The sequence below is a fragment of the Rhizobium sp. CBN3 genome, assembly GCF_030518245.1.
GTDB classification, from domain to species: domain Bacteria; phylum Pseudomonadota; class Alphaproteobacteria; order Rhizobiales; family Rhizobiaceae; genus Rhizobium; species Rhizobium aethiopicum_A.
In genome coordinates, this window is the sequence record NZ_JAULSE010000017.1 from 73,052 (window position 1) to 93,911 (window position 20,860).

The 20,860-nt window shown below is 61.1% G+C and carries 21 protein-coding genes; 13 read left to right on the forward strand and 8 right to left on the reverse strand.

The genetic code is table 11. The features are described 5' to 3' along the window. Positions 1-10 precede the first annotated feature (10 nt). On the forward strand, positions 11-823 hold the full coding sequence (locus tag QWJ46_RS22995) for a hypothetical protein (RefSeq protein ID WP_302754095.1): 813 nt from the start codon (positions 11-13) through the stop codon (positions 821-823). A gap of 166 nt (positions 824-989) precedes the next feature. Next, positions 990-1,988: a DUF808 domain-containing protein gene (locus QWJ46_RS23000; protein WP_302754096.1), complete on the forward strand. Its 999-nt coding sequence runs from the start codon at positions 990-992 to the stop codon at positions 1,986-1,988. 701 nt (positions 1,989-2,689) lie between these two features. Here the strand turns inward: QWJ46_RS23000 and QWJ46_RS23005 are convergent. After that, positions 2,690-3,157: an Lrp/AsnC family transcriptional regulator gene (locus QWJ46_RS23005; RefSeq protein ID WP_302754097.1), complete on the reverse strand. Its 468-nt coding sequence runs from the start codon at positions 3,155-3,157 to the stop codon at positions 2,690-2,692. Positions 3,158-3,282: 125 nt separating this feature from the next. Here QWJ46_RS23005 and QWJ46_RS23010 point away from each other — a divergent pair, with 125 nt between their 5' ends. From QWJ46_RS23010 to QWJ46_RS23025, 4 genes are all read left to right on the forward strand, one after another. Continuing rightward, a complete protein-coding gene (locus tag QWJ46_RS23010) occupies positions 3,283-4,497 on the forward strand; it encodes an argininosuccinate synthase (RefSeq protein WP_302754098.1) in 1,215 nt (404 codons plus the stop codon). Between the two features lie 292 nt (positions 4,498-4,789). Continuing rightward, positions 4,790-4,963 carry a hypothetical protein gene (locus QWJ46_RS23015; protein WP_184457687.1) on the forward strand — a complete coding sequence of 58 codons (174 nt, stop codon included), beginning with the start codon at positions 4,790-4,792 and terminating at the stop codon, positions 4,961-4,963. Positions 4,964-5,286: 323 nt separating this feature from the next. Next, on the forward strand, positions 5,287-6,063 hold the full coding sequence (locus tag QWJ46_RS23020; protein ID WP_302754131.1) for a phosphodiester glycosidase family protein: 777 nt from the start codon (positions 5,287-5,289) through the stop codon (positions 6,061-6,063). 239 nt (positions 6,064-6,302) lie between these two features. Beyond that, on the forward strand, positions 6,303-6,704 hold the full coding sequence (locus tag QWJ46_RS23025) for a GFA family protein (protein ID WP_302754099.1): 402 nt from the start codon (positions 6,303-6,305) through the stop codon (positions 6,702-6,704). Between the two features lie 39 nt (positions 6,705-6,743). Here QWJ46_RS23025 and QWJ46_RS23030 read toward each other — a convergent pair whose 3' ends face one another. Further along, a complete protein-coding gene (locus QWJ46_RS23030; RefSeq protein WP_184457940.1) occupies positions 6,744-7,217 on the reverse strand; it encodes a VOC family protein in 474 nt (157 codons plus the stop codon). A gap of 203 nt (positions 7,218-7,420) precedes the next feature. Between QWJ46_RS23030 and QWJ46_RS23035 the strand changes: the two genes are divergently transcribed. Further along, the gene (locus QWJ46_RS23035; protein WP_184457681.1) at positions 7,421-7,636 is read left to right on the forward strand and encodes a hypothetical protein; all 216 of its coding nucleotides are present in this window, start codon (positions 7,421-7,423) and stop codon (positions 7,634-7,636) included. A gap of 87 nt (positions 7,637-7,723) precedes the next feature. Continuing rightward, positions 7,724-8,506 carry a 4-hydroxy-tetrahydrodipicolinate reductase gene (dapB, locus tag QWJ46_RS23040; RefSeq protein ID WP_184457679.1) on the forward strand — a complete coding sequence of 261 codons (783 nt, stop codon included), beginning with the start codon at positions 7,724-7,726 and terminating at the stop codon, positions 8,504-8,506. 35 nt (positions 8,507-8,541) lie between these two features. Here dapB and QWJ46_RS23045 read toward each other — a convergent pair whose 3' ends face one another. From QWJ46_RS23045 to QWJ46_RS23060, 4 genes are all read right to left on the reverse strand, one after another. Continuing rightward, on the reverse strand, positions 8,542-9,477 hold the full coding sequence (locus tag QWJ46_RS23045; protein ID WP_302754100.1) for an ornithine cyclodeaminase family protein: 936 nt from the start codon (positions 9,475-9,477) through the stop codon (positions 8,542-8,544). 88 nt (positions 9,478-9,565) lie between these two features. Next, positions 9,566-10,072: a GNAT family N-acetyltransferase gene (locus tag QWJ46_RS23050; RefSeq protein WP_184457676.1), complete on the reverse strand. Its 507-nt coding sequence runs from the start codon at positions 10,070-10,072 to the stop codon at positions 9,566-9,568. Between the two features lie 462 nt (positions 10,073-10,534). Next, entirely contained in the window at positions 10,535-10,903 is a 369-nt protein-coding gene (locus QWJ46_RS23055) for a hypothetical protein (protein ID WP_302754101.1), read from the reverse strand. Between the two features lie 139 nt (positions 10,904-11,042). Further along, positions 11,043-11,864 carry an AraC family transcriptional regulator gene (locus QWJ46_RS23060; protein ID WP_302754102.1) on the reverse strand — a complete coding sequence of 274 codons (822 nt, stop codon included), beginning with the start codon at positions 11,862-11,864 and terminating at the stop codon, positions 11,043-11,045. A 94-nt stretch (positions 11,865-11,958) separates the two neighbouring features. On the opposite strand from QWJ46_RS23060, the gene QWJ46_RS23065 reads away from it, so the two are divergent. From QWJ46_RS23065 to QWJ46_RS23075, 3 genes are all read left to right on the forward strand, one after another. Continuing rightward, the gene (locus tag QWJ46_RS23065) at positions 11,959-12,882 is read left to right on the forward strand and encodes a phytanoyl-CoA dioxygenase family protein (RefSeq protein WP_184460305.1); all 924 of its coding nucleotides are present in this window, start codon (positions 11,959-11,961) and stop codon (positions 12,880-12,882) included. A 166-nt stretch (positions 12,883-13,048) separates the two neighbouring features. Next, positions 13,049-14,452, forward strand: a complete 1,404-nt coding sequence (locus QWJ46_RS23070; protein WP_302754103.1) for an aspartate aminotransferase family protein — start codon at positions 13,049-13,051, stop codon at positions 14,450-14,452. Positions 14,453-14,740: 288 nt separating this feature from the next. Next, positions 14,741-15,229, forward strand: a complete 489-nt coding sequence (locus tag QWJ46_RS23075) for a hypothetical protein (protein ID WP_210303394.1) — start codon at positions 14,741-14,743, stop codon at positions 15,227-15,229. Between the two features lie 131 nt (positions 15,230-15,360). On the opposite strand, the gene QWJ46_RS23080 is transcribed toward QWJ46_RS23075, so the two are convergent. After that, entirely contained in the window at positions 15,361-15,783 is a 423-nt protein-coding gene (locus tag QWJ46_RS23080; protein WP_064803389.1) for a TIGR02594 family protein, read from the reverse strand. A 418-nt stretch (positions 15,784-16,201) separates the two neighbouring features. Further along, positions 16,202-17,785: a Na+/H+ antiporter gene (locus tag QWJ46_RS23085; protein WP_302754104.1), complete on the reverse strand. Its 1,584-nt coding sequence runs from the start codon at positions 17,783-17,785 to the stop codon at positions 16,202-16,204. A 215-nt stretch (positions 17,786-18,000) separates the two neighbouring features. Between QWJ46_RS23085 and QWJ46_RS23090 the strand changes: the two genes are divergently transcribed. Together QWJ46_RS23090 and QWJ46_RS23095 are read left to right on the forward strand one after the other, a co-directional pair. Continuing rightward, positions 18,001-19,902 (forward strand): potassium transporter Kup, encoded by a 1,902-nt coding sequence (locus QWJ46_RS23090; protein ID WP_184460308.1) that lies wholly within the window; start codon positions 18,001-18,003, stop codon positions 19,900-19,902. A gap of 122 nt (positions 19,903-20,024) precedes the next feature. Then, positions 20,025-20,798 (forward strand): protocatechuate 3,4-dioxygenase, encoded by a 774-nt coding sequence (locus QWJ46_RS23095; RefSeq protein WP_302754105.1) that lies wholly within the window; start codon positions 20,025-20,027, stop codon positions 20,796-20,798. Positions 20,799-20,860 lie beyond the last annotated feature (62 nt).

Consider the following 20,860-nt stretch of genomic DNA (forward strand, 5'->3'; position numbering starts at 1 on the left):
AGGCTGCCCGATGCTCCGCTTTGTCATCCACGCTCTGATCGTCGTCATCCTGACGCTGCTCACCCAGATCGGCGGTGTCGCCTATTTAATTACGTTTGCCGTCGCACGCGCCTTGCGCCTGCGCCGATTTGCGGCCAACCTCGCGCTCTTTCTGCTTCTCTACGCCGGCGCCACCTTCGTCGCGCACCTCACCGCACCCACATTCGGCCGGGTTCCGCTTTCCTGCTTCGCCGGCACCGCCGATCCGCTGGTCATCCGCTCGCCGATCTACTGCGCGCTCAACCGCAACTACGTGACGCGTGGACTGCGCGATTTGGCAGAGGCACTCGCCGCCCACATGGAAAAGCAGTTTCCCGGTACCGTTACCGTCGCGCTGGATGCGAACTTTCCCTTCGTCAACGGTTTTCCGCTGTTGCCGCATCTCTCTCACGCCGACGGCAAGAAGCTCGATTTCGCCTATTATTACAAAGATGCCGACGGCGCCTTCCTGAGCGGCGCCACACGCTCCCCGATCGGCTATTTTGCCTTCGAGGAGCCCGCCCCGCGCGACGAACTGCCTTGCGCGGGTCGCCACGACTGGCTCACCACACGTTGGGATTTCGATGCCCTGCAGCCGCTCTTCCCTGTCTATCCAATCGAGGAGCAGCGCACCGCGGCAGCGATCGCCTGGCTGACGACGGAAGGCGTCGCACGCTTTGGCCTGCAGAAGATCTTCATCGAGCCGCATCTGAAGAATGCGCTTGGCATCACCGACGCCCATGTCCGCTTCCAAGGCTGCCGAGCCGCGCGTCATGATGACCATATTCATATCCAGATTGAATGAGCGGCTCGCTTGCACACGGTCCCACCTACGCCATGTACTCCGTCCCGGCGGGGTGATCCCTGACCTTTTGATCAGGCACCACTAACCATCCGAAGGGGCGCCCTTCCCGGCTGCCGCCCGATTGGATATTCTCGCCATCCATTGTCCCTGAATGAGAGGTTTGCTTGTGAGTGTCGGCCTGATTGCCCTCCTTGATGATGTCGCAGCGCTTGCAAAGGCGGCCGCCGCTTCTCTGGACGACGTGGTTGCCCAAGCGGGCAGAGCCGGCGCCAAAGCCGCCGGCGTCGTGATCGACGACGCAGCCGTCACGCCGCGTTATGTGACCGGCCTCTCGGCCGCACGCGAACTACCGATCATCGCAAAAATCGCCATTGGTTCTCTCAAGAACAAACTGGTGTTCCTCCTGCCGGCCGCACTCATCCTCAGCCTTCTCATGCCGCAGGCAGTGACGCCGCTGCTCATGCTCGGTGGGCTCTACCTTTGCTACGAAGGCGCCGAAAAGGTCTACGAACTCGTCGTGCCGCACGCGGCCCATGCCCATGAGAACGCCCTCGAGACGATCAGCGTCGACCCCAAAACCTTCGAGGACGAAAAGGTCGCGAGCGCCATCAGAACCGATTTCATTCTCTCGGCCGAGATCATGGCGATCACCCTCGGCTCCCTGTCGGAGTCGGGTCTGGCGATGCAGGCGCTGGTCCTCGCCCTGGTCGGCATCATGATCACGGCCGCCGTTTACGGCGTCGTCGCCTTGATCGTGAAGGCGGACGACTTCGGCCTCTGGCTTGCCCAGCGCTCTTCCCGCTCGCGGACAGGCGCGTTCCCGCGCATGCTCGGGCGCGGCCTTGTGCAGGGCATGCCCTATCTTCTCAAGGTGCTGGCTCTCATCGGGACGGCGGCGATGATCTGGGTCGGCGGCGGCATCATTGTGCATGGCGCCGAAGGCTTTGGCTTTGCCTGGCTGAGCCATCTGCTCCACGATGCCGGAGAAGGCGCCGCGCACGCAATGCCGGCCGTTGGCGGCGTGGTTTCCTGGCTGGTCCAAGCTGTCGGCTCAGGTCTCGTCGGCATCCTCCTCGGCCTTGCGGCCATCCCGGCCGTCAGCTACGTCGTTGCGCCTGCATGGCGGTGGTGCGCAGCACGCCTGCGCCGGATGAGGACCGCGTAAGCGAGTGACAGCAGATGTTGCTTACGACACCACGTGCGCCACGGCCCGACCAGATGCTTCGGAGCGCCGGCGCCGTCAACCGGCATCCCTTTCATCATAAGCACGCTGCGACGCAAAGATTGCGTCCATATTCTGCACCTACGCCGCTGATTACGCCGCGGCGCTGAAGGCATAATCGCCACCTTGTCGTCATGCTCGGCCTTGTGCCGAGCATTTGCAACCGGTGCAGCAGATCCTCCACGCAGGCCGAGGATAGCATCGAGAGTGGTGCTGCGGCCCTTCTTCTATCGGGATGGAAAGCGGCAGACGCAGCTCCGATCATGTCATCGCCGGGCCAGCGCATTACCACCCGCCCCCGTCCTTCGATGCTCCGACCCTCGGGCCTACGCGCCTCAGAATGAGGGCTGATCGCTGTGCCGTGCCGCTGCAGCTTCTGCTCGATGTGCCATGCCGCTACGGCAGTGGCAGGGTGAGCCGCGACCTCTCTCCGACCTCATCCTGAGAGCCTGTGAATCTATCGATTTTTCGATTTTTCGATGCGAGTCAAATCAATGACTTAGCTCTCGTAAAAACGACGAAAATCCTAAAGATTCACAGACTCTGAGGTGCGCAGGCCAGAGGCCGGAGCCTCGAAGGACGAGGGCGGCCACCCCACCTCAGCAACGCAGGTGCTCGACATCAGCCGCCAGCGAGAGCGACACTTATCGCAACGGCAGTTCGAAGCTCCGCTTCAGCGTTTCCATCGGCACATCGGTCTTGACGCTGAGGACGCTTGGAATGCGCGTCAGGTGGTCGGCCTGGAAGCGCCAGTAGCTGTGCAGATCGGCCGTGACGATCCGCAGCACGGCATCACATTCTCCCGTCGTCAGGTGGCATTCCATCACCTCTGGAAACCGCCTGACGGCTTCGGCGAAGCGCAGCGTGACCTCGGCATCCTGGGTCCTGAACCACACGCGGGCAAAAACCGTCAGCCCGGCCCCGACCTTTGCCGGATCCAGCACGGCGACGTAGCGATCTATGATCCCGGCCTCTTCCAAAAGGCGCACGCGGCGCAGGCAGGGCGAAGGCGACAGCCCCACTTCTTTTGCCAGCTCGACATTCGAAATACGGCCGTCACGCTGAAGCACCCGCAGGATATGGCGATCGATCGCGTCCAGAAGAACTGGCATTTTATATCCCATCTGATGAGCCATCGCGGCACAATATGCCAATCTTTTGCAATTTCCGGAATGCTTCGCAAGCTCATTGCGCACGACTTGGCCTATCGTTCCACGCAATTGATGTGGAGATGACTATGGCAGCAAAGATAGAGAAAATCGTGCTCGCTTATTCGGGCGGACTGGATACCTCAGTCATCCTCCAATGGTTGCAAGAGACTTACGGATGCGAGGTCGTGACCTTTACCGCCGATCTCGGTCAGGGCGAAGAGCTCGAGCCGGCGCGGGCGAAGGCGGCAATATTCGGGGTCAAGGATGTCCGCATCGTCGATCTGCGTGAGGAGTTCGTCCGCGACTTTGTCTTTCCGATGCTGCGGGCTAACACAGTCTACGAGGGTCAGTATCTCCTCGGCAGCTCCATCGCCCGACCGCTGATTGCCAAGCATCTGGTCGCCATAGCCAGGGAGATCGGCGCGGACGCCGTTGCCCACGGTGCGACAGGCAAGGGCAATGACCAGATCCGCTTCGAACTGGCCGTCGATGCGCTCGATCCGTCAATCAAGGTCATTGCTCCGTGGCGTCAATGGAACATCCGCTCCCGCACGCAGCTGCTGGAATATGCCGAGAAGCATCGCATCCCTGTGCCGAGCGACAAGCGTGGCGAGGCGCCGTTCTCGATCGACGCCAACCTGCTGCACACTTCGACGGAAGGCAAAATTCTTGAAAATCCAGCGGAGGTCGCACCCGATCATATCTACCGGCGCACGGTCGATCCTGTCGACGCTCCCGATGCCCCTGAGATCGTCACCATCGGCTTCGAGAGCGGGGACCCTGTTGCCGTCAACGGCAAGGCGATGACACCGGCAGCCTTGCTGACCGCACTCAATGAATTGGGCGGCCGGCATGGCATCGGGCGGCTCGATCTGGTTGAAAACCGGTTTATCGGCATGAAGTCGAGGGGCGTATACGAGACACCGGGAGGAGCGATCCTGCTTGCCGCGCATCGCGGAATTGAATCGATCACGCTCGATCGCGCCGCCGCGCACCTGAAGGACGAGATCATGCCACGCTACGCCGAGATGATCTACAACGGCTTCTGGTTCGCCCCCGAGCGGGAGATGCTGCAGGCCCTGATCGACCGAAGCCAGGTCTTCGTCAGCGGCGAAGTGGCAATGAGGCTCTATAAGGGAAGCGCCTCGGTCATCTCTCGCACGTCGCCCTCCTCACTCTATTCCTCAGACCTCGTCAGCTTCGAGGAAAGCTCCATCGCCTATGATCATCATGATGCCGAAGGCTTCATCAGGCTCAATGGCTTGCGGCTCAAAAGTTGGGCGGTCCGCAATAGACGGTGAGCGGCTGATCTTAACTCAGCAGCGCCATCTCTCAGCATCTGCCAATGCCTTCATCAAGGGCATTGCTCCCAACGCTTCGAGTGCTTGTGGAGCGCACGATGCGGATCTCGCTCGCGGCCGATCCGCTGACCAATCCATGGGAAAACCGAGGAAGCTAATTTCAAACGATTTTAAAAAAACCACCAAAAAGCTAATCGATTTTAATTTTATCATTCAAATTTTCTTGTTGCGGCGCGAGAGAATTTAACCATTATTTCCGCAGGTGCTCAGTATGTTCGTTGGAGGAACCCGCATGACTGTGACATTTCCGCTGACCGAGAAGCGTGACGCAGAGGCGTTGCTGAAGCACTTGACGATGCACAAACTTAGCTTCCCGGGAAACTGCGTCGTGTCGGTCAAGGCGCACGTCGCCCAGGTCTCATCCTCTCATACAACAGCACTCGGCACCGCCCGTACCGCCTGGTAGGATTGAATGTTCCAAGCTTTGGGGTGTCTGGGTTCTGATGATCGCGACGTTTGCCGCTGAGGCTCCTTCCCCCTCATCTGCCTGATCCACTTCTTCTGCCAGCGGGAGAATTGGAGCCGGATGCTATGGTTGCGTTCCTGCAGAAGAAGGAGGCAGGACGCGGCCTCGGCGTTTCACGAAAATCTTGGAATACCAATCGCGGCTGACAGTCATTGCTGTGCCGGCAAAAATTCCTATTCTGGGCGTCACCGATGGCGATGAAAAACCCGGCGCCGCAGCCGCACGATAGGAAATTAGATCTCGTAATGACTATTCTGACACCAATGCCCTATCTCAAACAAGCCATGCTCGCCGCGGCCGTGATGCTGGCGGCAATGATGACATTCCTGCCTCAGGCGCATGCAGAGCCATGCGATGAGGAAACTTTCGAACAGGCGACATACGTCGTCTGCACGCTGGAAGCAGGAAAAGCCGATCTGCGCCTGTTCTGGAAGGGCGCCGATGGCGAACCATACCGCGCTTTTTCAAGCCTCGCCGAAGCCCTTCGCTCCGAAGGGAAAACGCTGGCCTTTGCCGTCAACGCCGGAATGTACCGGGCCGACTTTTCGCCGATGGGACTGTATGTCGAGAACGCCAGGGAATTGAAATCTCTCAATACGGCAGAGGCCGGAGGCTCTGCCGGTCAGGTCCCGAATTTTTATAAGAGGCCGAACGGCGTGTTCTTTCTTGATGAAGCAGGCGCCGGCATACTTCCGACCGACGAATTTCTGAAGCGCGCCCCTAAGGTGCGGTTCGCCACGCAGTCCGGCCCAATGCTCGTCATCGCTGGAAAGCTGAGCCCGATCTTCATCTTCGGCTCGACAGACCGAACCCGCCGAAGCGGTGTCGGCATCTGCACAAGCGGCGCAGTTCGCTTCGCGATCAGCGAAGACAGCGTCAATTTCCACGATTTCGCACGACTCTTCCGCGACCGGCTGAAATGTCCCGACGCGTTGTTTCTCGATGGTGGACGCGGTGTCGGACTCTTCTATCCGGCAATGGGCCGCAACGATCGCTCCTGGCACGGCGGCTATGGCCCGATCTTCGGGCTTGTGGAATAGGACACGAGGCATTCCGCGTTCGCTCCGCGATCTCGTTATACGGCCTTTGAAATGAAGAAGCATGGCCACAGGCCCCTTGAACGGCGGCGGCCTACAGGCAGCATGATCCGGATTTCGAAAGGATTGCATCTGACATCGTCATGTGCCGACCGGATCAATAGGCAAGCGGCAATTGCGGTCACCGCGCGATTAAGGCACGATGCGGTGCTTGAAGGAGAGCAGCAAGTGAACTCACGCTCATGCTGACGGGCTCATGTCATTGCGGCAAGGCGAGTTGGACGCTCCAAGGCGATCCTGGATCGATCACCGCGTGCAATTGTACCCTCTGCCGGCGCTACGGCGCGCTCTGGGCCTATGATTACGAAGGAGAGCGTATTGCGCTCACCGGCCAGACCGCCTCCTATACCCGCTCCGGCAGGGAGACGTCATCCCTCGAAATTTTGTTCTGCCCATCCTGCGCCTGCGTCTTGAGCTGGCGCGGTCTGCGCCTGCAAAAGGATGGCCGCCGCCGCATGGCGGTCAACATGCGGCTTGCACCTCCGGAACTCGTCGCCGATCTCCCTATCGATCACTTCGACGGGCTGGAAACATTCAAAGACCTTCCCTCCGACGGGCGCTGTGTACGCGATCTCTGGTTTTGACAGGCCATCATCTGTCGGCCTCGGGCGGGCGAAGGCGCCTCAACCGCGCCGAGCCGCCTCGATCGCCGCGACATCGATCTTTCTCATCGTCATCATCGCGTCAAAAGCACGCTTTGCCTGATCACCACCCGCCGAGAGCGCTTCTGAGAGGACGCGCGGGGTGATCTGCCACGACAAACCCCATTTGTCCTTGCACCAGCCGCACTCGCTTTCCTGGCCGCCATTACCGACGATGGCGTTCCAGTAGCGATCGGTTTCCTCCTGATCCTCCGTGGCGATCTGAAACGAGAAGGCTTCACTGTGTTTGATTGCAGGGCCGCCGTTCAGACCGATGCAAGGGATACCCGCGACGGTGAATTCAACAACCAGAACGTCTCCCTGCTTACCGGCAGGATATTCTCCCGGCGCACGAGTGACAGCACCCACAGCGCTGTCGGGAAAGGTCGCGGCATAAAAGCGGGCGGCGTCCTCAGCGTCTTTGTCGTACCATAGGCAGATCGTGTTTTTTGCCATGGCGCGGTCCTTCCTCTTGGTTTGCAATTCCCACTCAAATAAGAGGGAAATCGCCTTTCTCCAGCCCATGGAGGTTATTTCGGCAAAGGCTCTTCGGTTTGATCCACGCACACCCGGCACGCTTGCGGTGTTCGCACCGCAAAAAGCATGTCAGACTGCGCAAGCTGCGCATCGTCTGCGCGCCGATTGAAGGGGCCGAACCCATGCACAAGTTCACCGTTACTCTCACCCGCGAAATCGAGGCCGATACCGCCGAGGAGGCAGCCTTGCTCCTGTACCAGGAACTTTCGAAGGGACCCGTCCCTGACCGCTACTCGGTCACCGACGAGACGAATGTGACCACGGAGATCAAGCTGGATCGGAACAAGGCTGATGAATTCGCCAGCATCGATCACACCGCCGATCCCGGCAATTGGTGATGCCTCAGATCATCGGCCAACAGATCCCACTTTGCGCTTGGAGCAGAACTGCGGTAATTGCCGGCAATTGCCAGCTAAGGAAAGAACGTGATTTCACCGATCAAAGTAGCCGTCGCAGGCGCGAACGGTCGCATGGGCCGCACCATACTGCCGCTGCTCGCGGCCGATCCGGCTTTTGCGGTGATCGGCGGCATCGGCCGTCCCGGCTCCGTCGGTGAAGGGCTGATCGACCGTGCGGCCGCAATCGCGGCCGCCGACGTGATCCTGGATTTCACGACGGGAAATGCCGCTGCCGAACTCGCCGGCCTCTGCGCCTCGGCAGGCGGACCGGCCCTGGTGATCGGAGCGACAGGTTTCGAGCCCGATGAGATCCAAAGGATCGCAGCGGCCGCCCGAACGATTCCTATCCTGCGCTCCGGCAACTTCGCCATCGGCGTCAACATCCTCGTCGGTCTCGTCGCTCAGGCTGCGCGCGCTCTTCCCGCGCATGGCTGGGATATCGAAATCCTCGAAGCCCACCACAACAGGAAGATCGATGCCCCGTCCGGTACGGCGCTGATGCTCGGCGAAGCGGCCGCCGAGGGGCGCGGCGTTTCCCTGGCGTCCGTCGAGCGGCGCGGGCGTGACGGCGTCACCGGCGAGCGACCGCCCGGCGAGATCGGCTTTGCCGTCCTGCGCGCCGGCGGGATCGTCGGAGAACACAGCGTCCTGTTTGCCGCCGCCGAGGAAGTCGTGACGCTGTCGCATTCGGCTTTCGATCGCGGCATGTTCGCCCGCGGCGCGCTTGCCGCCGCCCGCTGGATCGCAGGGCGCGCACCCGGCGAATATGGCATGCGGGATGTGCTGGGCCTCACGGCAGGGCGCGAATAGATAGAGTGAACAGAGGCTTGAAGCGCGTCTTTGACTCAAAGTCCACACCCATCCCCCACCCTATCGAGCACCGCCGCGGCGACGACGACTTCAGTTCCGGCAAGGCCCACGGAGCAGAACAGCGTTATCTCTTCGGGCGATGCCCGCCCTGCCGCTTTCCCGGCAATGATGTCGGCGAGATCGACCAGGCGGCCGTCGGTGCCGGAGCCTGCCAGGAAAAAGGGCGATGCGTATGCGCGCGCCTGTTCGTGAGAATCCGTCGCGATCACGGCCGCGGCGTCGGCGACATCCAGGCCGAGTTCGTACCCGTGAAGCGTTTTCGGGCCGACTGTGTTGACGTGCGCGCCGGCCTTTAAATCGCCGACGTGGAGGACGGGCGTTTGGCTTGTCGTCGCGCAGATGACGATGTCGGCGTCAACAACGGCTTTCGAGACGCTGCCGACAGGCTCCACCTCAAGACCCAGGGCGAGCTGCATCTCGCGTGCAAAGGCAGCACGATTTTTCTCGTCGCGACTGTAAACGCGGGCGCGATCGAGGTTACAAACGGCGGCAGCCGCTGCAAGCTGGGTTCGCGCCTGCGCTCCGCTGCCGATGATGCCGACGATCTTGGCGTCAGGCGCGCCGAGATGCCGGATCGCGAGACCTCCGATCGCACCAGTCCTGAGGCTTCCCAAGCGCGATCCGAGAACAATGCCTTTGAGCCTGGCGTCGTCGGCCGACCATACGGCGACGATCTGCGCATGCTCAGCCCCATCGAATGTGTCGTAGACGCGAAAGCCCGCAAGCGGCTTCTCGCCCAGGATACCGCCAACGGTAAAAACGAGATCGCCTCGGTCAGCAAACGACACATGATGCCTCGGCGGCGAGATCAACCGGTTGGCGGCCCTGGCATGGAAGGCGGTCTCCAGCGCATCGATCGCGATCGCCATCAACCCGCTATCGTCAAGATCCTTGTCCATCAGGATTTTCATTACGGCAACCTCCGATTCAGGCTGCATCCTGCAACCCCAATCCCGCTTGAGGTCAAGAGGCCGGATGGCACGCCGCGCCGCGACGGGCCTAACCCACCAGCCGCCGCGCCATCATGACATCGTCGATCTCCCGGCCATCCTCCAGCACGCCGCCGGGGATACGGCCGATCTCGGCAAAACCTTGCCGCTGGTAGAACCGCATCGCCGCCGAATTTTCGGCGCTGACGAAGAGTTCCAATTGACGGATGCCGATATTGCGCGCGTGATTGGAAATCGCCTCCAGCAGTTTGACGGCAACGCCCGTTCCGCGCAGTTTGGCGCAGACATAGACCATGACGATCGTGGCGCGGTGGGCCATCTTGCTCGACCGCTGCCGAAACAAGCCCATGATACCGACGGGTTCGTCCTCCTGAAAGGCGATGAAAACCGGCTCGTTCAGCCGATCGCGCCACTCCTGCAGAGATAGAATTTCCCAGTCTTCGTAACGGCTGGCAAAAGAGGATGGATCGACGCGAAGCGCTTCCAGGCGGATGCGCCGAAAAGCCTCCACCTCGTCTGCACCTATGAGCCTGATCGTCACGCCACCTGCATCCATCGCCACCTCCCGAAATATCGGAGATATGTCATCGCAGCCGGCTGCAGTGGATGCAACCCGGAAGCGCGAGTTCGATTGGCGCCTTGCCCCACCGCGGCCCCGCCAAGACTCAAGAGAGCCTTGTTCTGAGGTGCGATCCGTAGAATCGCCTCAAAGGACGAGGCGGGTGTGTCGGCGGTGATGAATGCAAGAAGCGGCCGTTGGGCCGCGTGCTTCGAGGCTCCGCCCTCCGGGCTGCGCGCCTCAGCATGAGGGAGGCTGGAGGATGCCGCTCACTTATAGTGGCAGGCGTTGGAGGATACCGCGCCTGACAAGTTGGGAGGCCTCGGCGCGAACGCTGCTCCAAACTCCCTCAGCCCTGAAGACATAGGAATTGGTGAGGGAGCGGAAGTAGTACCCGCAGCAGCCTCAAAGGAAGAGGCGCGCCGTACGCCGTCAAACAAGCGGCAGCGCCAACTCCACCTACTGCGCCGGCGTTCCCACCCGGCCACCTTTGCGCACGCCTGATTGATCGCGCTGCGCCGGCTGATTGCCAAGCCGTAGATCCCATTGGCTGGGAGGCCGCATAGCGGGCTGGTCTGCCCCCGGTTCGCGTGTCGACCGCACGACCAGATCATCCGGTTCGAAGGCCGTCTGATCCCCAGGCCTCTCCATCTGAACCGGTGCAATTTGATGGAAGACGACGAGAAGAATTATCCCGACTACCGAGCACACGAGCGCATAGAGAATGAAATATTTCAGTGCATATCCCTCGCTGATCGACAGAGCTGCCTTGATAGCAGCGCGAATGATATTTCGTACATTATTGATGGATACTTCGAAATATGGCAATAGATTTTAACCGATCCTTGGGAAATTCCGAGAACAGGCAGCGTAAAATCAACATTTATTGGAGAAATCGTCCAACTCCTCCCGCAATGCTTGATTTATTCAATATCGCGATAAAGACGGCGAGCCATAGAGCAACAGCTCAACCCTGCTTATATCGCATCCGGAATTCACGGGGGCTGCAGCCCTCGCGCTCACGAAAGACGCGAGAAAAATAGAACGGGTCTTCGATGCCAACCATGGCCGCGACGGTTTCGATCTTCTCGTCTGACGTGGCGAGCAGCTGCTTGGCCTGGTCCATACGGGCCCGAAGCTGGAAGTCCTTGGGCGTCATGCCCGTTTCGGCGATGAATTTCCGCCGCAGCGTCGCCGGCGATATGCCGTGCTCGGCGGCAAACGAGGCAAGGTCGAGCGGCTGCAGCGCCCTGCTCCGCAGCGTCTCGACGAGATCACCGGTCGCGTCCTCGCCTTCGCGACCTGCAGCAGCGCTCGCCTGCCGCGCAGTGGCGATGACGATGCCATGGAGCGCCAATGCCGCCGAGGCTTGCCCGAGATGGCTGTCGTCGACGAGATCGGCATGCAGCCGCGCGAAGAGCCGCGCCACCTCATCGAGATGACGCAGAGTCACGAGGGGATGGCGCTCGCCAATCAGCCGCATCCGCACGAAATCGCGCGTGAACGAACCTTCAAACAGCGCCCAGCGCTCGTCCCATCCGGCTTCGTCAGGTCCATAGGAATGTGGGCGGTTCGGGAACAGCCAGAAGAGCGCCGGCCCCTCCACGGGCTGGCGCCCGCCCGCGGCGGTTTCGAGAAACCCCTGCCCGCGCTCCACCAGCACGGCCGCAAAACTCGGCAGCTTCCTGTCGTTGACGGCATGGCGCGCACGCTGCCTGCCGCTGCCGGTCACGGCAAGCCCGCTGGCCGCGGCAAGGGGAGATCGATAGATGGCCTCGGCTTCTCTCATGAGCGAAAAATCCAGCTGCAACTTTCCTCCATGGCGATTGGCTCACGTAACCAGCAAGCTGGAGGCAGGAAAAGTCAAAGCAGGAATGAATGAAATGTCAATTGTCGCGAATGCCGCCGGGATGGGAGTGACACAAACGCCCCTCGCCGCCCAGGGCAAAACAATCCCCCCTGAAAGGCTCGGCCCGCTCGCGCCGACCGATCCCGGTATCGGTATCGAGGCCATTCGCCGCCGCTATGAGGAGGATGGTTATGTCTGGCTGAAAGACCTCCTGGCGCGCGCCGAAGTGATCGACTTCCGCCGTTGGGTCTTCGCCCACCTCGCCGAAACCGGCCTGCTGGCGCCCGGCCATGATTTCGCACTCGGCATCGCGGCCGCCGAAGGCTTCGATCGGAACCTCGCCAACCGCCGCCTAATGTCGATCGTCCGCTCCGCCGCCTATGAAGGCTTCTGCGCCCAACCGCGGCTCGTCCACTTCATGGACATCTTTCTCCAGGGCATCTCCTATCTCCATAAACGCAAGCTGATGCGCTATGTCCAACCTGGCACGGCGGTGGCCACGCCCGCCCATTACGACCTCGTCTATCTCCGCGGCGGCACCAGCCGGCTCGTCACCGCCTGGATTCCGATCGGCGACACCCCCGCCGAGATGGGCGGCCTCGTCTATCTCGAAGGCTCACATGCGCTCGGCCGCAGGATGGAGGCAGAATTCCAGGAGAACAGCGGCACTCTCTCGCCGGAGGAGCGGATCAGCGCCTATAACAATCACATGGCCGAAGGCGGCTGGATCTCCAAGGATCTTCCCGACATGGCCGAGCGCTTCGACGCCCGCTGGCTCGCCGCCGATTACGAGGCCGGCGACGTCGTGCTGCACTCCCCCTACATGATCCACGCCGCCACCAACAACGAAGACCGCGCCCGGCGCCTGCGCCTCTCCACCGACATCCGCTACCAGAACGTCGACGACGAAATCGACGCCCGCTGGAACAACCACTGGAGCCTGGGTGATATGCTGTAGGCTTTGGCTCCGCGCCGCAATGCTTCAGCCGAAGCTAAACCCGCCTGGGATCGATTTTTCGCGAACCAAGACAGCGACGGCGATATCGGCTAGACTTGCCGGCGCCGGCAAGCTTGCCTGGGGGCGGTCCCAGTGACCGGCGGGCGTCCGGCGCAGAGGGACCCGTATGTCGGCAATCGCATCTTTGTTTCAGGAAGCCGCCCGGCTTGCGGCCGGATTTCGCGAGAGCGCGCCGGCCCGCCATGTGCCCCGGCACGATTATGCCGCCTCGCTCGCCGCCTTCGATGAGCCGTTGCCGGCGGCCGGCGCCGATATGGCCGATGTCATCAGGCAGCTCGCCGCGGACGCCGAGCCCGGTCTGCATTTCACGACGGGCCCGCGATTCTTCGGCTGGGTCATCGGCGGCTCTCATCCGGTCGGCGTCGCGGCCGATTTCCTGACCAGCGCCTGGGGCCAGAATGCCGGAAACCACGTCGCGGCGCCGGCCGCGGCCGCCGTCGAAACCATCGCGGCGAGATGGCTTCTCGATATCCTGAAGCTGCCGGCCGAAAGCTCCGTCGGCTTCGTCACGGGAGCCACGGTCGCCAATTTCACCTGCCTTGCCGCCGCTCGCGGCGAGGTGCTGCGCAAGGCAGGCTGGAATGCGGATGCCAAAGGCCTGTTCGGCGCGCCCGAGATCACCGTGTTGATCGGCGACGACGCCCACACGACGGTCTTCTCGGCGCTTCAATTCCTCGGCCTCGGCCATGACCGCGTGCTGCGCCTGCCGACCGATCCGATGGGCCGGATCGATCCGGCCGCGGTCGCCGACGCGCTTGCCCCGGTCAGCGGCCCCTGCATCGCCATTCTCCAGGCCGGGCAGATCAATACCGGCGGCTTCGACGATTTCATCCGCTTGATCCCGGCTCTTCGGGAAAAAGGCGCCTGGGTGCATGTCGACGGCGCTTTCGGCCTCTGGGCGCAGGCATCGGAAAAATTCAGCCATCTCAGCCGCGGCGTCGAGGCGGCCGACAGCTGGGCGACGGATGGTCATAAATGGCTGCAGACGCCCTATGACTGCGGCTATGCCATCGTGCGCAACGAGCTTGCCCACCGCCGCGCCATGACGATCGCCGCAAGCTACCTGCCGCTCGCAGCCGAGGGCGAGCGCGATCCCTCCCATTACGTGCCGGAACTTTCCCGGCGCGCCCGCGGCTTCGCCACCTGGGCAATGCTGAAACATCTCGGCCGCGATGGCATCGCCGCCCTCATCGACCAATGTTGCGCGTCGGCCCGCCTGCTGGCCGAGCATCTCCAGCGCGAACCCGGAGTCACTATTTTGAACGAGATCACGCTGAACCAGCTCATCCTCCGCTTCGCCGCCGACCGCGCGGACGATGAATGCGACGCGATCACCCGCGAGACCATCGCAAAGATCCGCGAAGACGCCACCCTCTTCGCCGGCGGCGCCAAATGGCGCGGCCGCGACGTCCTGCGCCTCTCCGTCACCAATTTCCAGACGACCGCAGACGAAGCCCGGCTGGCCGCCGACAGCATCATCGCTGCCTTCCGGAGTGTCAGCCGCGGCTGACGTCTGCGCTGACTGGCATTGTGTCAGGCCGGCCAATTCGTTGTGTATGGCGCGATGCTGCCAGGTGCCCAACCACCGCCCCGTCCTTCGAGGCTCCGGCCCCTGACCTGCACGCCTCAGGATGAGGGCCGACCCTTGTACCATGCCGCTACAGCTGCCGGGCGAGACAAGCGGCGCCCTGTAGCGGATCGGCTATTGACTCATCTCCGAGCAAAGCTACCGTCCTCTCTTCTGGATTGCGGATTTGAAACCAGCACCCCCTCCCTCTTCACGTTCCACGGCTTTCCCATGTCTCAATATCTCCCTACGGTTGCCGCTCTTCTCGCTCTGATCCCGGCCGCCTCCCATGCCAGCGAGGCACGTGGCAAATCCACGCCTCCTCCGGCGAAGGACTGCGTGGAGGTCAGCGGAACTGCTCTGTCGGGAACAGCCGAAGGCCCGGCCTATGCGGCAGCCGAGGTCAAATGCGGCGCAAAGCTGTCGCTGGTGCTTCAACGCCAGACCGGCAGGAATGGAATCCTTCCCGTCTGGACCGTGATCGACCAGGTTACGATCTCAAAGCCGTCGCTCCGCCACGAGCTTCTGCAGCCGGCCTATTGCTCATCCAGCCGGTTTCCCGACGTCGCCGTCTTTGCCCTCGGCAGGATGGTGGAGCAACCGGATGGCTCCTATCGATCCGAAAATGTGGTCAAAGCCTGGCGGTTCGACATCAAGCGCGAAAGGCTGGCAGCCATTCCCGCCGACGGTGTGACATGTGCGTTGGACGGGGTTGATTGACCGTCGTCGCCCTCTCTCCGCCCTCATCCTGAGGCGCCCCGCAGGGCCTCGAAGGACGAGGCCGGCCACCACACATCGCTCACAAAGCTATTGGATTTACTGGAACCAGCGGAAAGCTGAAATTTCCGGCATCATCGTCGAACGGCAACGACCGAGCTGGTGCGGTAACGTGACAGCTGGACGCGGTTGGATTGGTTGCCGCCGAACAGATAAACGTATTGGCGTCGTTGGTCGAAGTGGTCGAACAGGCTGACGTGGAAGCGCCTGCCGCTTCGAATGACAACGACATCTCCCCGCCTTGCGGAGCGGAAGAAGACAGGCTTGCCAAAGCTTTTCCAGGAAACTGCCATATTGGGATTGGGCGGCGGCTGGCGGGACGATCGTTTGGCGACGAAGGCGAGGAAGGCTCCGCACCACGACGTTCTGCGGGGATTGATTCCGAGAAAGGAAATAGAACGTTCGTGCATGCGATTATATTTCGAAGCCGTGACGAGCATGTCGGCCTCACACGGCACGGCAAAGACCGTGAGGGCTATGACGAGAATAATTTTCATTGCTTCTCACCATTGTTTGGATAATTTGGAACATCCGAAATGTGGCGAAGAAAAAATCGCGGTCGGAACGTATATTTGAATCATGGCGGCAATTAGAAGCAATTTAACCGCGTATGTTTTCAGAATTTACAGAAACAAAACTTTACGTAGACTGCAGCATCGCCATGAAAACAGAGAATGTGGCAGTATCCAAACGCTCCATTGGTAAAGCCGTACGATGGGGAGTTCGGCCCGGAGGCAACGAGATACCCGCGCAATGAGGATACTCATGGCGGGCCGCCCGCCGACACCTCACAAAGAGGCAAAGGTAAGGCTATTAGCCGCGAGGCGATTTATATTTCGAGATCGCGTGGAATACTTCGATCTGCTCGAAAACTATTGAAGACCGGCTGTCTTCAATCTGGCCGAACCGCGAAAATTAGGCTTTGGCTGAGATCGCGCTCAATTCCTCGAGATCGAGATCCCGCTCCAGCTCCTGCAGCGTCTCGTCATCTATATCGCCGGCGCGATGGAGCCGAATGAGTTCCCGGCGTCCGGTGGCAACCGCCTCGAGAACGACATCGAAATGAGCATGGAGCACCGGGATATAATGTTCCGTTCTGGCGGCGTAATCGACGATCGCTGTTGCACGGCGCTGGTATCGTTCGAGCAATTGAGGGTGGATAAGATTTCCCTCCGGATCATATGCCAGGTTTTGGATGGTTCCAAGCTGCGCCTGCGCCATGGCGGCTTCGGCCTGACTCATCGTAAGACGCGCTCTCTCCGTCTCCGGCTCCACCAGCCGTGCCCAGGCGATAATCCGCCCCAAACTCGTTCCCTGGACGAGCACGGTTCCGACAATGACGGCAAATGATGTTGCGAGGATGAAGTCGCGGCCGGGGAATTCTTCTGGCAGGCTGAGCGCCAGGGCAAGCGTCACCACACCGCGCACGCCGGCCCAGCTGAGGACGGTGGCGCCGCCGGCGCCCAGCGGCTGGGCACGTTCGAACCCCAGCGGCGCGCAGAGCCGGATGACGAGATCTGAGGCGAAGACCCACGCAAATCGGGCGATCACGAGCGTCAAGAGGATCGCCAGCATCGGCAGTCCCATGGTGGCGATCACTGTGGTCAAACCGCCGCCGCGCTCAACGACATCGCGCAGCGACAGCCCAATCAATGTGAAAACAGAAGCCTCCATCAGGAAGATCATCACAGTCCAGAACGACGTGCCTCGCATGCGCGTTGCGGCCGAGAATACGGTGTGCTGGTGCCAGGAAGCGATCAGACCCGTAGTAGCGGTGGCGATGACGCCGGAAACATGCAGCAGTTCGCCGAGCAGATAGGAAATCCAGGCAAGCAGCACGGTGGCGGCGATGATGAGATATTCGTCACCCAGGCGCCGGACGAATTTCACCCACGCCGTTCCGACAACGACGCCGACGACCGCGCCGCCGAGCGCCAGCACAAGGAAGCTGGCAGCCGCCTCCACCGCGCTGAAACTTCCCGTTGCGGCGGCGGCGACGGCAAAGCGGAAGAGAACCAGACCGCTCGCATCGTTCAGCAAACTCTCGCCTTCCAGCAGAATCTGCAGCCGCCGCGGCAGCTTTACACGCTCCAGCACGGCACGGGCCGATACCGCATCAGGCGGTGAAACGATCGCGCCAAGTGCTGCACAGGCGGCCCAGGGAAGTGACGGAAAGAGAAAATGGGTCACGACGGCCACGACGGCACAGGTGAAGAATACCGCTCCGACGGCCAGCGAGGCGATGCCGATCATATGGCGCCGTAGCCGCACGAGAGCAATGGCCCAGGCGCCGTCCATCAAGAGCGGCGGCAAAAAGATAACGAGCACCAGCCCGGGATCGACGGTAATCGCCGGCAGCCCCGGCACGAAGGCCAGCAGAGCGCCGCCGGCCAGCAGCGCCACGGACGGCGGTAAACCCAGCCTATGGGCAGCGTAATGCAGCGCGATGATCGCCAGAAACATCGCAACGACCAACTCGAACAATTGAGTGGGTTCCATCTCGCTCGGCCCCTGCCTAGAAACTGCTTTCGAATGCCTACTACATTATTTTCCGGGCCGAAATCGGCTTCATTCTGAACTCCTCGCGGCAGCCATGTCGGGCCGGCACCCATGCTCGCTTCGCCACGAAAAGTTTGCAACGACACGAATTTACTTGCCCTTCTCCAATGCGGCATATGTTTCTGTCTGAAAGCAAGCGGCATGAGCGGGGAAACATGACTTCAACACATGCGGAGAAAACCGGTGATGCCCTCAGCCGGACCGGCTTTGTCGGATTGGTCGTCGGCGCAGTCGGCGTCGTCTATGGCGATATCGGCACCAGCCCGCTTTACGCCTTTCGCGAGGCGCTCAGACCGTTCACGGCCGATGGCATCCACGAGTTCGAGGTAATTGGTCTTATTTCGCTGATGGTCTGGACGCTAACCGTCATCGTGACCTTCAAATATGTGCTGTTCCTTCTCAGGGCGGACAATGACGGCGAAGGTGGCACCCTCTCGCTTCTTGCCCTCCTGATGAAAAAGATGGGACGAAACGTGCCGGTGCTGTTCTTCGCGGGCCTGATCGGAGCAGCCCTCTTCATCGGCGATGCGATGATCACGCCTGCCCTCTCGGTCATGTCAGCGCTCGAAGGCTTGAAGCTGGTCACGCCCACCTTTGCCGATTATGTCCCGCTCGCCTCGGCTGGGATCATGATCGTTCTCTTTGCCGCGCAGTCGAGGGGGACTGCAGCTGTCTCCATGTTTTTCGGGCCGATAACGGTCTTGTGGTTTCTGGCCATGGCTGCAGGCGGCTTGATCCATATCGGCGACGACTGGAGGATTCTGGCCGCCCTCAATCCGATCAATGCGCTCTCATTCCTCGCCCATGCCGGCACAGTCGGCCTCATCGTGCTCGGCGCCGTCTTTCTGACAGTGACGGGTGCCGAAGCGCTCTATGCCGATCTCGGACATTTCGGGCGGCGCCCCATCCAGACGGCATGGTTCGTGCTCGTCTTTCCCGCATTGCTCCTGAACTATCTCGGCCAGGGCGCGCTCGTTCTCTCCCATCCCGAAACGGCTACCAACCCGTTCTTTCTGATGTATCCGGATTGGATCCTGCTCCCGGTGGTCATCCTGGCGACGATGGCGACGATCATCGCCAGCCAGGCTGTCATCACAGGCGCGTTTTCCCTGGCCCGCTCGGCAGTTCATCTCGGCTTCCTGCCGAGGCTGCGGATCAAATTCACATCGGAGACCAACACCGGCCAAATCTACGTACCGAGCGTCAATCTTCTCCTGCTGGTCGGCGTACTGATGCTGATCTTTTCCTTTGGCGACTCCGAGTCACTGGCGACGGCCTACGGCATCTCGGTAACCGGAACCATGGTCATCTCCACCATGCTGGCCTTCCAATTCCTGCGGGCTGTCTGGGGCTACTCTCTCACGCTCGCCGCCATGCTGCTGCTGCCGCTCTTCATTATCGAAGTCTTGTTCCTCGCGGCCAATCTGCTGAAGATCTACGATGGCGGCTGGGTTCCGGTCGCCCTGGCGCTGGCGATCATGATTTTGATGTGGACATGGACCCGCGGACAGGCCTACCTCAAGAGACTGCGGGCCAACAACGAGATTCCGCTCGATTCCTTCATTCGGTCGATCGAGCGGAAGTCGGACCATTCACCGGTTACCGTTCCGGGAATGGCGGTTTTTCTAACCAGCGTGCCGGACCGGACGCCGAACGTTCTGCTCCACAATCTCAAGCACAATCACGTGCTCCACGAACAGAACGTCATCCTGACTGTTTGGACCGAGGACGAACCCTATGTTCCCGACAACAGGCGCATCAAGATAAGCCAGCTCTCGCCGCGTTTCGTCCGTCTCGACATCACTTTCGGCTTCATGGACGATCCCGACGTCACCAGGGCGCTGGCGCTTTGCAGAGAAGGAGGTTTCAAGTTCGAGATCATGAAAACGTCCTTCTATCTCGGTCGCCGCAACCTCGTCAGGACGCCGAACACCGGCCTGCCCGGCTGGCAGGAACGCATATTCATGGCGCTGGAAGGCTTTGCCATCGATCCCTCCGACTATTTCAACCTGCCGTCAAACCGCGTCGTCGAGCTTGGCGAACAAGTTGCCATATAAAGTCTGATGGCCTCGCCCCGCTTCGCGGCGACATCCTCGGCATCGTCGATCATTGCCGGGATTTAACTGGAAGTCCCGGCCTATCCCCCCTACACGCCAGGTCTTGAGACATAGGAGGACATATGAAGAGGCGGACTCTTGTACTTGGCGGCGCCGCGATTGCCGCATCGTCGGTCATTGCTGCAGCAATCTGGCCGCGACATGTCGTGGCGGCAGCCAGGACATTCGACTGGAAGGGCACTGATTTCCTGAGTGGCGGCACCAAGTCCGTCGCCCTGGAAAAGCTGCCCGCGCCGCTCTTCCGCACTCGCCCGAATTGCGTCGTGACCATCGCCCAGACCCTTGGCCCCTGCCATGTCAACGACGTCCCGCCCCGCCAGGACATCTCTGAAGGAGAAGCGGGACTGCCGTTGCGGCTGGCCCTCCGTATCGTCCATGCAGCCGATTGCCGGCCGGTCGAAAACGCCGATATCGAAATCTGGCATACCGATCACCGTGGCATCTATTCCGGCCGAGAGGCTGCGAAGATGTGTACGCTCGGTGATGCCGAGGCAATAAGCGGGCTCGCCTTTCGCGGCCGCCAGCTGACCGACAAGGCCGGGCAGGCAAGTTTTCTGACCGCCTATCCCGGATGGTATAGTGGCCGCACGCCGCATGTTCATTGCCGCATCCTCGTGGATGGCAAGGAGCTTCTCGTCAGCCAGGTCTATTTCGACGATGTCCTGAGTGACATCATCTATGGTGAGCACCCCGACTATCGTGGACGCCCCCGCCGGGATACGCGCAACGACGATGACGGCCTCATTCCGCAGGACGCCACCGATCACATCTTCGATTTTGAAAAGCTCGATGGCGGCGTGCTTTCCGCCACGATTACGATCGGCCTGTCTTCGTGAGCCGATAACGGCGGAGCGTCAGGAGAGTCCTTTCACCGAACGCTGCTCGGCGACCTCTGATG